14 protein-coding genes are annotated in these 14,973 nt (G+C 40.1%); 8 read left to right on the top strand and 6 right to left on the bottom strand.

Annotated elements, in window-relative coordinates; genetic code table 11:
• Positions 1-131: 131 nt before the first annotated feature.
• Complete coding sequence (locus tag ACWPKD_RS12320; RefSeq protein ID WP_455412982.1) at positions 132-503, bottom strand: DUF423 domain-containing protein; 372 nt, start codon at positions 501-503, stop codon at positions 132-134.
• Positions 504-821: 318 nt separating this feature from the next.
• Between ACWPKD_RS12320 and ACWPKD_RS12315 the strand changes: the two genes are divergently transcribed.
• From ACWPKD_RS12315 to ACWPKD_RS12295, 5 genes are all read left to right on the top strand, one after another.
• Positions 822-1,178 carry a nuclear transport factor 2 family protein gene (locus ACWPKD_RS12315; protein ID WP_455412981.1) on the top strand — a complete coding sequence of 119 codons (357 nt, stop codon included), beginning with the start codon at positions 822-824 and terminating at the stop codon, positions 1,176-1,178.
• A gap of 4 nt (positions 1,179-1,182) precedes the next feature.
• Complete coding sequence (locus ACWPKD_RS12310) at positions 1,183-1,740, top strand: hypothetical protein (RefSeq protein ID WP_455412980.1); 558 nt, start codon at positions 1,183-1,185, stop codon at positions 1,738-1,740.
• Positions 1,727-1,876, top strand: a complete 150-nt coding sequence (locus ACWPKD_RS12305; RefSeq protein WP_455412979.1) for a hypothetical protein — start codon at positions 1,727-1,729, stop codon at positions 1,874-1,876. Before ACWPKD_RS12310 ends, ACWPKD_RS12305 begins: the two co-directional genes overlap by 14 nt.
• A gap of 74 nt (positions 1,877-1,950) precedes the next feature.
• Entirely contained in the window at positions 1,951-2,526 is a 576-nt protein-coding gene (locus tag ACWPKD_RS12300; protein ID WP_455412978.1) for an SRPBCC family protein, read from the top strand.
• A 470-nt stretch (positions 2,527-2,996) separates the two neighbouring features.
• Positions 2,997-4,601, top strand: coding sequence for a class I SAM-dependent methyltransferase (locus tag ACWPKD_RS12295; RefSeq protein ID WP_455412977.1), 1,605 nt, complete (start codon positions 2,997-2,999; stop codon positions 4,599-4,601).
• Here ACWPKD_RS12295 and ACWPKD_RS12290 read toward each other — a convergent pair whose 3' ends face one another.
• A complete protein-coding gene (locus ACWPKD_RS12290; protein ID WP_455412976.1) occupies positions 4,602-5,600 on the bottom strand; it encodes a metal-dependent hydrolase in 999 nt (332 codons plus the stop codon).
• A gap of 431 nt (positions 5,601-6,031) precedes the next feature.
• Here ACWPKD_RS12290 and ACWPKD_RS12285 point away from each other — a divergent pair, with 431 nt between their 5' ends.
• The gene (locus ACWPKD_RS12285; protein ID WP_455412975.1) at positions 6,032-6,241 is read left to right on the top strand and encodes a hypothetical protein; all 210 of its coding nucleotides are present in this window, start codon (positions 6,032-6,034) and stop codon (positions 6,239-6,241) included.
• 28 nt (positions 6,242-6,269) lie between these two features.
• On the opposite strand, the gene ACWPKD_RS12280 is transcribed toward ACWPKD_RS12285, so the two are convergent.
• Together ACWPKD_RS12280 and ACWPKD_RS12275 are read right to left on the bottom strand one after the other, a co-directional pair.
• Positions 6,270-6,683, bottom strand: a complete 414-nt coding sequence (locus tag ACWPKD_RS12280; protein WP_455412974.1) for a hypothetical protein — start codon at positions 6,681-6,683, stop codon at positions 6,270-6,272.
• A 63-nt stretch (positions 6,684-6,746) separates the two neighbouring features.
• Complete coding sequence (locus ACWPKD_RS12275) at positions 6,747-8,702, bottom strand: T9SS type A sorting domain-containing protein (protein ID WP_455412973.1); 1,956 nt, start codon at positions 8,700-8,702, stop codon at positions 6,747-6,749.
• A gap of 195 nt (positions 8,703-8,897) precedes the next feature.
• Here ACWPKD_RS12275 and ACWPKD_RS12270 point away from each other — a divergent pair, with 195 nt between their 5' ends.
• Positions 8,898-9,281 (top strand): YchJ family protein, encoded by a 384-nt coding sequence (locus tag ACWPKD_RS12270; RefSeq protein ID WP_455412972.1) that lies wholly within the window; start codon positions 8,898-8,900, stop codon positions 9,279-9,281.
• 105 nt (positions 9,282-9,386) lie between these two features.
• Here ACWPKD_RS12270 and ACWPKD_RS12265 read toward each other — a convergent pair whose 3' ends face one another.
• Positions 9,387-10,139 carry an META domain-containing protein gene (locus ACWPKD_RS12265; RefSeq protein WP_455412971.1) on the bottom strand — a complete coding sequence of 251 codons (753 nt, stop codon included), beginning with the start codon at positions 10,137-10,139 and terminating at the stop codon, positions 9,387-9,389.
• Positions 10,140-10,170: 31 nt separating this feature from the next.
• Positions 10,171-10,725, bottom strand: a complete 555-nt coding sequence (locus ACWPKD_RS12260) for a 2'-5' RNA ligase family protein (protein ID WP_455412970.1) — start codon at positions 10,723-10,725, stop codon at positions 10,171-10,173.
• A gap of 568 nt (positions 10,726-11,293) precedes the next feature.
• Between ACWPKD_RS12260 and ACWPKD_RS12255 the strand changes: the two genes are divergently transcribed.
• The coding region (locus tag ACWPKD_RS12255; RefSeq protein ID WP_455412969.1) for an SBBP repeat-containing protein at positions 11,294-14,973 on the top strand (3,680 nt) is incomplete at its 3' end.

The following is a 14,973-nucleotide window of genomic DNA, read 5'->3' as shown; positions in this document are numbered from 1 at the left end:
CGCCAGTTCGCTACCGCTCGGGTCGCTTTTTTTTATTTGTGTTTGCTTGCGCAAACTCTGGGTTAATGGCGATTTCATATAGTTTGTTTGGTTAATGTTCGAATGAAATAAGTAGTAAATTAAGAAATTTGTTACACGGAAAGTGCTAAAAGCAACCAACCTGCAACCAGTAATAAACCGCCTAATGGTGTAATCGGCCCAAGAAAGCGCCATTTGTTGCCATTCATGGCTGTTAGGCACAATCCGTAAATACTGAAAGAGAATAAAAGTATACCAAAAATGAAGCACCAGCCAACCGCATTTTGCAAACCATTTTCAAAGGGCAGAAGCAAACTGACTAAAAGTAAAGCCAGCGCATGATACATTTGGTATTTCACTCCGGTTTCAAAGCTCTTCAGTAAGTCTTCGCTCATTCTTTTCTTCAAAGCATGTGCCCCAAACGCCCCAAAAATAACCGCCAAACCACCATATAAAGCACCAAAAGTCAATACAATTTCTTTCATGTAGAATAATATTTTTTCAAAGATAGGGAATTGAGTAAGGAATTATGAATTATAAATTATAAGTTATGAATGAGAAAAGGTAATAACAAAGATCAAATCGTCAATTAAAGCAACACGACCTAAAACGCGTAACCGTTAAGAAGAATCAGAACACTTGCGTTAAGAATTATCTGTTGTCTGACCGGAGGGAGTTCAGATAATTTAGTAAGTGTTCTGATTTTTTAGGTGGAGCGTTCCAGTCTTGATTTTTGGTACTTTGTATCAAGACAAAGTACATAATAGACAAAATCAGTACCTTTGACTATCACAAAAAATCATATGAAACAAAATAAAAAAACCGTTCAAGACTATATGGAAGCCTTCAAGGTTTTAAATCATGAAGCTATTTTAGCCTGTCTGACCGATGATGTTATCTGGCACATTCCCGGTTCGTTTACCATTTCCGGAAAAGAAGCATTTGATAAGGAAATCGAAAACGAGAACTTTGTTGGGAAGCCCAGTATTCAGGTTACGCGAATGGTGGAAGAAAACGATATAGTGGTGGCGGAAGGTGAGGTTCAGTGTCAGATGAAAACGGGGGAAATCCTGAATTTGGTTTTTTGTGATGTATTCCACATGCAGAGTGGGAAAATCAAGCAGCTTACTTCGTATTTGATGAATAAAGGCCAACACTAAAAGCATGCTGAAGAAATACAATAAATTCAATTTTCATAAACATACGTTTTGTGTTTTTAAACAAGTAGATGCCGGTGTGCTGGAACAATTGCAACCCAATCATAAAAGCGATTCCGGCAGTACTTATTATTTTACGGAAGAAGGCGTGTATCGGGTTTCCAATCATTGGGGCAGGGCGGCTAATTGCCGATGGCGTCTGGAATCCGATGAGCAATCGGTGAATCAGCGAATGAAAGTTGGGTATGCCAACTGGACTGACTTTTATCCGAATAACGAGCAGGAAAACCTTTTTTACATTGAGGTGAACTCGCAAACACAGGAAGTTACTTTTCAGCACAAATACAATCCTGCCTACGATGGAAAGGCACAATTGCGCAATGCTTCGGAAACAGCGAAAACCATCAGGACGCTTAATGAAGTTTTAACTACTGATAGCTGGGCAAAATACCTTATCTTTAAAGATATGAATCAATTACGTGAAGAAATAGTTAATCAGCTTATTACTTCAAATATTTCGTTTATAGAAATCAAACGTAAATATACTGCCAATGGGACGTCGTAACGAAACCAACAGACTTGCACATAAGAAGAAAGTCGATCAGAAGAAAAACCGGGAACAGGATGCTGAAAAACTCCGCAAGGAAAAGCTGAAGGCCATCACCAAAAAGTTTAACGAAGAGAACAACAGTGAATCGTAAGCCATATTTTTCTATTTGGTACTGAATGATTTAATGCTAACTTTACAAGATAACCAATCTTAAAAAGAATCAAAATGAACATTTTAATCATAGTTGCAATGGTTTTGGCGGGAATTATTACACTATTCCTGATTTTCGCACTTTTCGGTAAGAAAAGTTATGATGTGCATCGTTCCATAGTAATCAAAGCCACACAACAGGAAGTGTTTGATTATCTGAAACTGCTTAAAAACCAGGATAACTTCAACAAATGGGTAATGGTCGATCCAGGTATGAAAAGGGATTTCAGAGGAACCGACGGCACCGTAGGCTTCATTTACGCCTGGAACGGAAACAAAAAAGCCGGAGAAGGCGAATTGGAAATCAAAGCCCTTGAGGAAGGTAAAAAGATAGCAACCGAAGTCCGTTTTGTACGACCTTTTCCAGCCGTTGCCTATGCCGACTATGTAATGGAGCACGTATCCGACAAAGAAACAAGAGTAATATGGAACAACACTAGTACCATGAAATACCCTTTAAACATTATGGTATCCGTGGTGGAGAAAATGCTCGCCAAAGACATGGATATCAGTCTCAATAACCTCAAAAACATACTCGAGAAAGACAAAAGTTCAATCGACTTCGAGAACCTGAGCCACCATGTTCTTTAAGCAAAAAGTTGATTAGAGTCTTTACGACCTAAGAACGCGTAACCGTTAAGAATTATAAGTTATGAGTTATGAGTTATGAGTTATGAGTGAGGATAGGTTATAACAAAGACATAACGTTCATTAAAGCACTACGACATAGAATGCGGAGCCGTTAAGAAAATTTCGAAGGTTTCCGTTAAGAATTATCCGCTGTCTGATCTCGTTGTGTGCAACGAGAGAGTTCGGAGAATTTTGGGAACCTTTGAAATTTTTAGGTGCAGCGTTCCAGTCTTGACCTTTTGTTTCTTTTAACTCACTTAATATTATTTTGTTTTGGAGTTCGTTGAACCTAAAGGTTTGTGTCAAGACAAAAGAAAAGAAAAAGATTTTATCGTTCCAGTATTTAAGCAAAGTACATTTGAAGTTTAGTTCAAAACAAAAGATTATTGTAAAGAAAAAATCGTTAAATTTGAGAATAGACACATTCTCACATGATACCAAAAACCAAACTACGCGAAGCCATTTTCCGCCATTTAGACGGTATAACCCTTGCTCCGGTTGCCATTAATCTCAAAGACAAAGGAGTTTTGGATTATCTGCTGCAGCAAAAGAAAACCACTGTAACGGAAGTAACTGCACAATTCAAGGCCAATGAAGGCTATGTAAACGTGGCACTTCGCATGTTGGCCTCACAGGGATTTTTAACGTATCAGGTGGATAACCAAACCAATGTGGTTACGGTGGAAACCAACAGTAAAACGGAGTTCGCCTTTTCGTTGTTCCCATTGTATAATGATGTGGTGTTGCTGCTTAATACCACCGATGTTTTTACAGCCAATACCATAACGGCAGAAAGCATTGAAAAACTGGAACCGCTTTTTCAGAAGTATAGGAATCAGTATGGTTTGGTATTGGAAAATGATGAGGAAAAGAAAGCCATCCAGCAACAAATTCTGATGCATATTGAAGGCTATCTGGTAGCCCCGCTGATTGTGAGTTTGGGGATGAGCGGTATGTTTCACAAGTACTTCATGGAGACATCTTTCCGCGCGGAAGAATTTCATAAAGAACCGGAAGCTTTTACGGTGATGCTTAATTTCTTTACCCACTTAGGCTGGTTTATGGAGAAAAAAGGCAATTATCAATTTACCGAAGACGGTTTGTTTTTCGCCAAAAGAGCAAGTGCTTATGGTGTAACCGTATCGTATTTGCCGATGTTCAAGCATATGGAAAGCCTGTTGTTTGGTAATCCTAACGAGATGCGTGATATCGCGCCTAATCAGGATGAGATACATGTGAACCGTGAAATGAACGTTTGGGGCAGTGGAGGCGCGCATGCAACCTATTTTAAAGTCATAGACGATATTATCATCGAATTGTTCAATAAACCGATTCACGAGCAACCTAAAGGGATTCTGGACATGGGCTGCGGAAACGGAGCTTTTTTAGAGCATATTTTCAATGTAATCGAACGTCAAACCTTACGCGGTAAAATGTTGGATGAACATCCGTTGTTTTTGGTGGGCGCGGATTATAACCAGGCCGCATTAAAAGTCACCAGAGCCAATTTGATCAAAGCGGATATCTGGGCGAAAGTCATTTGGGGCGACATCGGTAATCCGGAAGGACTTGCTCAGGATCTGGAAGAAAGCTACAACATCGACTTAAAAGATTTGCTCAACGTCAGAACCTTTTTGGACCACAACCGCATCTGGGAAGAACCTAAAACCACTACATCAGGCAGAGTGAGTACTTCAACCGGTTCCTTTGCGCATCGCGGGAAACATTTAACCAACAATGAAGTGGAAGATAATCTGTTGGAACACTTCAGAAAATGGTCGCCTTATGTACGTAAATACGGTTTGCTGATGATTGAACTGCATACCGTTGCACCAAACTTAACGGCTGCTAATCTGGGAAGTACCGCCGCAACGGCTTATGATGCCACCCATGGTTTTTCAGATCAGTATATAGTGGAAATTGACGTAATGCACAAAGTGGCTGCGGAAGCCGGTTTGTTCCCGGACATGCTTTATTTCAAAAAATACCCGCATACGGACTATGCCACGGTGAGTATCAACTTGCTTAGAGGATAATTAATTCCCTTTTAACCGCGTAAACATTTTGGATAGCAATGCTTTTGCATCACCTCTTTCTTTCGGGGCTTCAATGGCCTGTACACCATTTTTTCCTTTCACGAATTGATAACTGAAAGCGAATCGGGGTGCTTTCGGATTATCGTCTAACAAGCCAAAACGCAAGTCGTTTAAGTAGATGATGCCGTTTCTTTCGGTCATCAGGTACCAGCCTTCGCTTATTATTTTTAGCTTTTCGAAGTCGCTATTGCCTTTTAGCTGTGTTTCCAAATCAGGATTCTTGGGATAGGTTTGAAAGCGGATTGGTTTAGAATCAAATAGGGAATAATCGCCAATAAGGTATTCATTTGGTGTAGCGATGTTGGCGTTCCAGAGAATTAAATTGAAAGGCGTCGGTTTTACGATGATGTCGGTGCAATTGATATTTTGGGCAGCGGCGGCCTTTTCAAATTGATGCAAAGCATAGAGTTTCAATACACATGACAACAGCAGGTAACTACTACTGACAACAATGCCTCTTATCGCATGATTTCTTCTGATTACTATGTCTTTAGCCCTCCACACTTTAACCAAAAAGTAAATAAAAGGAACAGTGTACAACGGATCAATCACAAAGATGGTTTTAAGGGAATACCGGTTGTCTAACGGCCAAAGCAATTGCGTCCCCCAGGTAGTAAACCAATCCAAAAGCGGATGGGTAAACAAACAGCAAAAGGATAGAATGGCCGCCTGTTTAAAACCAATCCTGTTCTTCTCCAGTTTGGAAATCAGCCAGCCTAAAATGGGCGCCAGTAACAGATGGAACAGGAGTGAATGGCTTAACCCGCGATGAATCATAACACTGTCAACATCGTTCAGGAATAACTTGCCTACCAATACATCCAAATCCGGAATAGTACCTAATACTGCTCCATAAAGAAAAACACGGTTCTTGAGTTTGTCACCGGCACATACTTCCGCAACGGCTATTCCTAAGACTATTTGGGTTAGTGAATCCATGAATACAAAAATAGAGGTTTTTGAATTATGAATTTTGAATTATAAGTTATGAGTGAGAATAGGTTATAACAAAGACAAAACGTTCATCAAAGCCCTTATGACATAGAACGCGTAGCCGTTAAGAAAATTTAAAGAGATTCCGTTAAGAAATATCCGCTGTTTGATCTCGTTGTGTGCAACGAGAGAGTTCGGAGATTTTAGGAAGCGCTTTAAATTTTTTGGTGAAGCGTTCAAGTCTTGATTTTTTGTTTCTTTTAACTCATAGATTTTATTTTGTTTTGGTATTGCTTCGCCAGTTCGCTTACGCTCGGGTCGTTGAACCTAAAGGTTTGTGTCAAGACAAAAGAAAAAGAAATAGAATTTATAGTACTTGTTGAACTTTCTATTTCACTAGGACAAAAGAAAAATAATACCTTTACAAAAAATAAACTATGGACATCAACTTCACTGAACTTCAAATAACGATTCAACAGGTAATCGACTTAATTGCGGCTAAGGATCTTAAAGCGGCTAATAATAAATTGGTGGATGCCAGTGAATTGCTGGACGAGTTGTTAGACCATGCCGAAGAAGATGAGCATTTGATTGAAATCAGTAAATATCAGGTGTTGCTGAATCAGTTGCATCAGAAGATTAACTAAGGCAATTCTAAAATAGATACTTCGATATTTATTTGTTAGCGGGAACCTTCAATAATCTATTTCCGGAAGGATTGTTTAGCAATAGCAATAAAAGCAGCAATGGCAAACACCAGTTGGCTGATCGTTCCACGCATTCTATAATCGGTTCACCGGATAAAGGTCTGCTCAGGGCGGCCATAAAAGCCCAAAATGTTGCCCAGACTAGAACACTACGAATAGGGTAGAGCAGGGCAATAAAAGCCACCGTAATATCCATGATGCCGATGTAAGGCATTAAAGTAACTGCCTGACTTTCCGAAAAACCAGTCCAGGTGAGTAACGGTACCCATTTTAAATTTACGTTGTACGCTACAATACCATGGCCAAGGAAGGTGCCGAAAACACCTATGCGGGCAATCCATTCCAGTTTGTTTAGGTATTGTGTGTTAGTTTTTACCGCCATAATTCTTTTCAATAGGAAAACCTCTGAGAGCAAATCCCAGAGGTTTTTTGATAGTAAATTAGTTTATTTTACTACGATTAACGAAGTGTCTTTTTGTTTTCCAACTGTGATTTCCAGGTTGTAAACGCCCTTTTGGAATTTAGACATGTTGTATCGGAACGTAAAATTGGTTTGTTGCTTTTGTGCTTTTTCTTCGGCTACCAATCTTCCGTTCATATCGTAAATTCTGATGTTAACTTCTCCTAAGTCTGCAGATTGATAATCTAAAGTGAATATGTCTGTTACCGGGTTTGGAACAACTTTGATCGGATTGAATGTCTGACCCGTTGCGGTTCCTAAAGTAGTTTTGTTGATACAGAAAGAGTCTATTGTTACATCGTTCTGATCTACCGAAGTCACACAAAGACTGTTGTCGGTAACGTCCATTTTACAGAAGTTGTATTTACTTTGGTACGATTGGATGAACCAGGTTGGAGTACCTGCGTATAGCGGCGCACCGGCACCACCGCATACAATCTGACATCTTCCGTCTGTAGCGCCACTACCATAATTTGTAACCGCGGCAGTTGTACTTACGTTACGGTTGATTGGCTTGGTTCTTTCGTACATGTGGTCGTGTCCGTTTACCACTAAATCCACTCCGTAATCATCAAAGGCTTTCCACCAAGTGTTAAAGTAAGAATTCATTTCACCTGCGTGGCTTCCGATAGTGTAGAAAGGTTTGTGGAAGAATACCACTTTCCAACGTTTGTTTACATTCGCCTGTAACGTACTGATTAACCAATTGTATTGAGCAGTATCGTTAGGGCTTTCTGAGTTTAGGGAGATGAAAACTGCATTGCCATAATCAACAGCGTAATATAAAGTTGTCCCGGTTGTAGGAACCGATTTTGGTAATTCGAAATTATTCTGATAATCCGGAACGCTGGCAGCATCATGATTTCCTAAAGAATGAAACACTAAGTTGTTTTCCACAAAGGTTTTACCGTTATCAAACCAACTGTCCCAGTCACTAATGGAACCTCCGTCGTTTACAATGTCTCCGTTAAAGATGGTAAAAGCCGCATTTTTGGAATGTGCCAAAGTCGATACCTGATTCCAGATGCTCATACCCGAACGGCTGTCTCCAATAGCTAAAAAGCTGAAGTTAGTTGTGTTTACCGGCGGTGCTGTTCTGTAGGTTTTTTGTGCTGTCCAAACCGCAGCTTGTGAATCGTATAATTGGTAGTAAATTGTTGCATCAGCTGTTACAGTCGGGAAGGTGTATTTGAAAAACTTATCAGCATAACCAGTACGCATTACGCCATTGAATTCGCCTTGTTCATAAGATGTAGTATAACCCCATTTGATTTTATCTGCTGTACCGGTATTGCGCCAGTTGATGGTTAAACCTTCCAATGGGTTTTTGTTACTTCCCCATCTTATGTGTTTGATTGTAGTGGCAGCAGTTGTATTGCCTTCCAAAGAAAGGTCGAAACTTACATCCGAACTGCTTCCGTTGTTCTGGTGAATCTCCACAGCGATTGTATTGGTTCCGGCAACAAAGGCACTTTGCGTTAGGGTAGCAGTTAAGAAAGATCCGCCATCATCACTACAAGCCGTTGAAGCCCCTGTATTATAGGCGATTGTTCCTGTTGGCATGTTGTTTCGGTATACTTCCGTTCCGTTGATATACACTACCACACCGTCATCACGTCTTACTTTTAAAGTGTAATTCACATAATCAGTCGGGTTGGTAAGGGTAAATGTTTTTCGGAAATAAGTAGTAATGTATTTGTTGGTTGAACTCGGTCCGTAGCTTACCACAGTTGCTTCATCGCCATCGCCATAACCAAGCTGAGCATTACCGCTGGCCCATGAAGCATCATCAAAAGTTGTTGCTGTCCAGTTGGTTCCCTGGTTGCTTCCGTTATCCAGATATTTCCAGCTGGAACCCGTAGGAATTAGGGTGGTTTGTGCCGTAATACCTTGGATAACCATTAGCATTAAGGCAATTAAGTAGTGTTGTTTGGTTTTCATAGTTTTTAGTTTGTGCAAAGCTAATTTATGAATTTTAACAAATTTTAACATGAATTTTATTAAATAGTTTAGTCAGCGTTAATTTAAATGAAGATTGAAGATTGAAGATTGAAGATTGAAGATTGAAGATTGCAGAAAATAGAAAATAGAAAGGACTTAAAAGAATATCTTTGCAAAAGGAAGTAAATTAAAACAATGGACAACAAAACAAATTGCTATTGCGGCTCCGAAAAGTTATTTAGTGACTGCTGCGAACCATTCATTTTAGGGAAAGAAAAAGCTCCAACTGCGGAAGCTTTGATGCGTTCACGGTATTCGGCGTATTGTCTGCAGCAGGCGGATTATCTTATGGCGACTACGCATCTTTCTACCCGTAAATATCATAATAAGAAAGATATTTTAGCCTTTGCTTCCGAAAATCATTGGGTGAGACTGGAAATAGTAAAAGCGACAGATAATGTTGTGGAATTCAAAGCATATTATCTGGACAGTAGCCTAGTACCGCACACGCATCATGAGAAGTCATCCTTCAAAAAAGAAGGGGAGCGGTGGTATTATGTGGACGGAAAATGGTATTGATTGCAGAATGTTGATTGCAGATTGCAGAATATTGAATAAAGAGAATAGAATATAGAAAGGGGCTTAAAAGAATCTTCCTTGTAAACCTACCAACAGGTTTTACATTTAATCTACTTTTTTCATTACCACCAATACGCCATTCGGATTGGACAATACCAGACGCAGGTCTTTGAACTCGTATCGGGTTACTTTGCTTAAGGTTTCAAACAACTCGTTTTCTTTGTTGTAATCTCCGCAGTACATCAACGTACTTATGCCTCTTTCAAAGCGCAATACCCCGGGTTCATAAAACAGTTTGCCACTCATGCCGTTGCATCCTCCATAACCGCTGTACGTATTGGTTTTTGAATCTATTTCGAAAAAAGGCATTTGTCTTGTAAAATCATTCAGGGTAACTTTCCGGCCGTTAAGTTCTTCCAAAGCCCAGATGTCATGAAAACGTATTGGTAACTGATAGCTTCCACAGCCTTTATAGCGGGTTGTTGCTGCATTCTTCTTTTCAAAAGTCAACGTAACGGTATACGGTGATTTGTCCCCGGACATATCGTTAATGCATTCCGCCTGCTGGATAACGATTTCGAGTTTGCCTTCCGCGTTTTCGGTGCGATAGGTTTTTACATTGGCATCCATCGCTTTAATAGGCGCCTTATGCGGGAAAGTATAGGTTTTATCATCTGCCAGCGATTTTAATTGTATCTCGGCTTCTGAAATGCTCAATCCCCAAAACGGTTCATTGCCGGTTGCTTTGAAATAAATGTGGTCAGTTGGTGTTGCTGTTGCTGTATCCTGAGTTTGTCTTGCAGGTTTGCATCCGATAATGATTACCGTAAACAGCGATAACAGTATATGTTTTCTCATACTAATTGGGTATTAGGATAATGGTTTCGGTTTAAAACAATCTGCCCTGGGTATAACTGGGTTTGTTTTTGAAAGGAAACCGGTCTATGATTTCGAATTGTTTCAAATCAGGGTTAAACTGGCGAATCACCACATGGTCGCAAAGAAAATTAATATCGACTTGTTCAAACATTTCCTGTGCTTTTCCCAAGGCCTCCGGTGTTAAACGACGGGCAATGGACATATGCGGATCGTTGTTTGTTTTCTTCTCGGCGATACAAAGGGAATTGTTCACATGGCTCATAATGGCTTTCAAACCCATTTTTGAACAGGGGTCCGGCGCTATGTAAAAAGCACCGTTGTTGTAACTCCCAAAACTGTTCATGTGTACTTTAATAGGCTCAAAACCATTGCAGATGTAGGTGAGTTGTTTTTTGATGTTTTCCAGCTGGAGTTCAGACGATTTGAACTCGTTGATGGTAATGTGTGCCTTCGAGTTCTTACTGTTGAACCAGCCTACCTCCTTGTTCAGGTCTTCCTTCATGTGCTTCACAGAAGTAATTACCTCGTCAGGCGGCGAAATTGCTATGGAATACAGGTTTTGCATAACACGTTTTTGGAAAATACAAAGTTACGGAATATTGGTTTTTTATTCTTTTACTTTAACGGTTCTTTAAGGGAGGTTATTGTTTTGTGGTGGATATGTTTTTCTTTGTACTTTGTCTTGATACAAAAGAAACAAAAAATACTCAAGTGTTATTTTGCCTAAGGATTTCGTGAACCTAAAGGTTTCAAGACTTGAACGCTCCGCCTAAAAAATAAAGCCAAGCCCTAAATTCTCCGAACTCTCTCGTTGCACACAACGAGATCAAACAGCGGATAATTCTTAACGGTCTGGGCTTTATTTTTCTTAACGGCTACGCGTTTTTAGGTCGGGGTGGTTTGATGGGCGTTTTGATCTTTGTTATTGTCTTATTTCATTCATAATTCATAACTCATAATTCTTTTAGGTCGGGTGGTTTGATGGGTGTTTTGGTCTTTGTTATTACCTTGTTTCATTCATAACTTATAATTTATAACTGAGGGTTAAGTCTTTTTTGAAAATCACCATATTTAGTGATTGTCTGTTTGCTTATTTATGTTTTTCTTTGCAATGGATTATAAAACAACTATTTATGAGAAAAATCTACTCTTTTCTTTTGTTTATTTTAAGCTTAACTTCTTCAAATTTATATGCACAGGCAGATCCTCAGTTGGATTGGGTTTTTAGTGCTGTCGGTACGCCGATGGGAGGAAACAGCGAAGGACGCAGTATTGCAGTGGATGCTGCCGGAAACAGATATGTTATCGGGAATTTTAAAAATACTGCAGATTTTGATCCATCCCCGGCTGCCGCTAATTTAACTTCAACAGGAGGTAGTCAGGACTTTTTCATTGCTAAGTATGATGCAAGCGGAAATTATGTTTGGGCAAAAGCAATAGGAGGAATCAGCAACAATGAGAACGGAATGTCTATTGCCATAGATGCCACAGGACAGCTATATGTTGTTGGAAATTTTGAAGGAACAACGGATTTTGACCCTTCAGCTTCCACGGCCAATCTTGTTTCCACTGTAAATACAGATTTTTACATTGCAAAATATGATAATAATGGAAATTACCTTTGGGCTAAATCATTAGAAGGAGGTAATTCAGAAGATTATATTTCTATAGCCCTTAACAGTGTTGGTGAAATATTTATTACAGGTTATTATAATAGTTCTCCTGATTTTGATCCTTCTGCGGGTACAGGCTATCCAGTTGGAGGAGGTGCCGGAAATAATTCATTTATTGCTAAGTACGATAACAACGGGAGCTATTTATGGGTGAAAGCTATGGGTGGAACCGGTAATGTTTATTCTTATGATCTTGCTATAGACAGTAGTGGCCAAGTGCATATTACAGGAGGTTTTTTAGGTACAGGTGATTTTGATCCGTCAGGAGCTACAGCAAATTTAACAACGGCAGGAGATTGGGGTGGTTTTTTTGCTAAATATGACTCAAACGGTAATTATATTTGGGCCAAAGCTATTGGAGGCACCAGTATGGATATTGCTAATTCAATAGCTTTAGATGCTACAGGACAAGTTTATATTGCCGGACAATTTCAGGGGACTGCCGATTTTAACCCGGCAGCAGCTGCAGCTAACCTTACTTCTGTAGGAGGTGTTGATATTTTCTTCGCTAAGTATGATACAAGTGGAAATTATGTATGGGCGAAATCAGTGGGAAGCGTTGGTGAAGATATTGCCAGATCAATCGCTTTAAACAGTTCCGGTCAGGTACACGTTGCAGGATATTTTAGTGCCACTGCGGATTTTAACCCTGCGGCTGCAACTAATAATTTAGTCCCGGTTGGGGGTGGCCAGGATATTTTTATTGCCAAATATGATAACAACGGAAATTACCTTTGGGCGAAAGTAGTGGGAGGAAACAGCCCTGACGATGTCAATTCAATGGCTATTGATAGTAGTGGTAATGTACATATTACAGGATATTTTCAGCTCACTGCAGATTTTGATCCGTCAGCTGCAACCTCAAACTTAGTAGCAGGAACCAGCACCAGAAGCTGTTTTGTAGCGGCTTACAGTACGGCAGGGGCTTATTCAAATGCTTTAAATATTGGTGGTTATCCAAATCAATTTTTTAGTGACCATGGAGTGGCCGTAAAGACGGACAATCTTGGAAATGTTTACATAGTGGGAACTTTACAAGGAACAGCTGACTTTGACCCTTCAGCAACTGTAGCGAATTTAACATCAGCAGGTTCGCGCGATATTGTAATTGCGAAGTATGATGCTAACGGGAATTATCTTTGGGCAAAGGCAATTGGAGGAGTCAGTGATGATTTAGCCGGAGGGATGACTATTGATAATAACGGCCAAGTTTATGTGGTGGGAACATTTCAGGCAACAGCTGATTTTGACCCTTCCGGAGCTACTGCTTCGCTAACATCTGTTGGAGGTGTAGATGCTTTTTTTGCTAAATACGACACCAACGGAAATTACATTTGGGCTAAGAGTATAAGTGGAGGATCAAATGAAAATGGCCTTTCTATAGCCGTAGACAACAGTAATCAGGTTTTTGTTACCGGCTTTTTTTACGGAACAGCTGATTTTGACCCTTCAGGTGTTACAGCTAACATGAGTCCAACTGGTGGGTATGATACTTATATAGCTAAGTATGATGCTAACGGGAACTATATATGGGCCAAAAAAATAGGGGGTATGAATGACGATTATGCTACTTATTTAACACTGGACAATAGTGGACAAATTCATATTACAGGTTACTTTAACGCTACCGCCGATTTCGATCCCTCAGTAGCAGTTGCTAACCTGACTTCATTTGGTGTTAATGATATTTTTATCGCGAAATATGATACCAACGGGAACTACATTTGGGCCCGTAACATGGGAGGTACGAGTAATGATAATGCTAATTGTATAGCGGTTAACACTAATGGTGACGTATTTATTACGGGTTATTTTCAGAATACAGCTGATTTTGATCCATCAGGAGCTACGGCAAACTTGAGTACTTTTGGAGGCCAGGATATTTTTATTGCCAAATATGATTCTGCAGGTAGTTATCTTTGGGCAAAAAATATGGGAGGCGCTTCCAATGAATATGGAAATTCCATTGCATTAGACAGCAGCAGTCAGTTATTCATTACCGGATTTTTAGGAGGATCTGCAGATTTTGATCCATCAGCAGCAACAGACAATCTAACAACATTTGGAAATTCAGATGTTTTTATTGCTAAATACGACACTAACGGAAACTATTTATGGGCTAAAAATGGAGGGGGTACCGGGAGCGACAGTGGATATTCGATTGCTTTAAATGCAAATGGTGATCTAAACGTTACCGGATTTTTTAATGATACTGCTGATTTTGAACCTTTAAACGGAACGGGTAATGTAACATCATTAAATGCAAATGACATATTTGTTGCTAAATATCATGAATGTTTTTCAGCGAGTGTCCCTACTGTATCAGCTACTTCTACAACCATTTGTGCAAGTGGCTCATCAACGCTTTCCATTACAGCAGGAAGTTTAAATAGCGCTACCCAATGGCAATGGTACAGTACATCTTGCGGAGGAAGCAGTATAGGAAGCGGTACTTCTGTAACGGTAAGTCCGGGAACTACTACCACGTATTATGTTCGCGGTGAAGGAGGTTGTGCAACGTCAGGAAGTTGTGCAACTATAACAATTACGGTTGCGGATACAACAGCGCCTGTAGTTCCAACACTTTCTGATGTAACAGGACAATGTTCGGCTACACCATCGGCACCAACCACTACTGATAACTGTGCGGGAACGGTAACCGGAACTACTGCAACAGCATTCCCAATCACAACTCAGGGTACAACGATAGTAACATGGACTTTTGCAGACGGTAACGGTAACACGAGTACGGCTACACAAAACGTAATCATCAACGACAGTACAGCACCTGTAGTACCAACACTTTCTGATGTAACGGGACAATGTTCGGCTACACCATCGGCACCTACCACTACTGATAACTGTGCGGGAACGGTAACCGGAACTACTGCAACGGCATTTCCAATCACAACTCAGGGTACAACGGTAGTAACGTGGACTTTTACGGATGGTAATGGTAACACCAGTACGGCTACACAAAACGTAATCATCAACGATAGTACAGCACCTGTAGTACCAACACTTTCTGATGTAACAGGACAATGTTCGGTTACACCAATGGCACCAACCACTACTGATAACTGTGCGGGAACGGTAACCGGAACTACTGCAACGGCATTCCCAATTACAACTCAGGGTAC

The organism is Flavobacterium pedocola (genome assembly GCF_053764385.1).
Note: the sequence above shows the minus strand (reverse complement) of the source record. Positions and strands in the feature narration are given on the sequence as shown.

Coding starts and splice junctions, on each gene's coding strand:
- ACWPKD_RS12320 (WP_455412982.1), bottom strand. CDS start 503: ATGAAAGAAATTGTATTGACTTTTGGTGCTTTATATGGTGGTTTGGCG.
- ACWPKD_RS12315 (WP_455412981.1), top strand. CDS start 822: ATGAAACAAAATAAAAAAACCGTTCAAGACTATATGGAAGCCTTCAAG.
- ACWPKD_RS12310 (WP_455412980.1), top strand. CDS start 1,183: ATGCTGAAGAAATACAATAAATTCAATTTTCATAAACATACGTTTTGT.
- ACWPKD_RS12305 (WP_455412979.1), top strand. CDS start 1,727: ATGGGACGTCGTAACGAAACCAACAGACTTGCACATAAGAAGAAAGTC.
- ACWPKD_RS12300 (WP_455412978.1), top strand. CDS start 1,951: ATGAACATTTTAATCATAGTTGCAATGGTTTTGGCGGGAATTATTACA.
- ACWPKD_RS12295 (WP_455412977.1), top strand. CDS start 2,997: ATGATACCAAAAACCAAACTACGCGAAGCCATTTTCCGCCATTTAGAC.
- ACWPKD_RS12290 (WP_455412976.1), bottom strand. CDS start 5,600: ATGGATTCACTAACCCAAATAGTCTTAGGAATAGCCGTTGCGGAAGTA.
- ACWPKD_RS12285 (WP_455412975.1), top strand. CDS start 6,032: ATGGACATCAACTTCACTGAACTTCAAATAACGATTCAACAGGTAATC.
- ACWPKD_RS12280 (WP_455412974.1), bottom strand. CDS start 6,683: ATGGCGGTAAAAACTAACACACAATACCTAAACAAACTGGAATGGATT.
- ACWPKD_RS12275 (WP_455412973.1), bottom strand. CDS start 8,702: ATGAAAACCAAACAACACTACTTAATTGCCTTAATGCTAATGGTTATC.
- ACWPKD_RS12270 (WP_455412972.1), top strand. CDS start 8,898: ATGGACAACAAAACAAATTGCTATTGCGGCTCCGAAAAGTTATTTAGT.
- ACWPKD_RS12265 (WP_455412971.1), bottom strand. CDS start 10,139: ATGAGAAAACATATACTGTTATCGCTGTTTACGGTAATCATTATCGGA.
- ACWPKD_RS12260 (WP_455412970.1), bottom strand. CDS start 10,725: ATGCAAAACCTGTATTCCATAGCAATTTCGCCGCCTGACGAGGTAATT.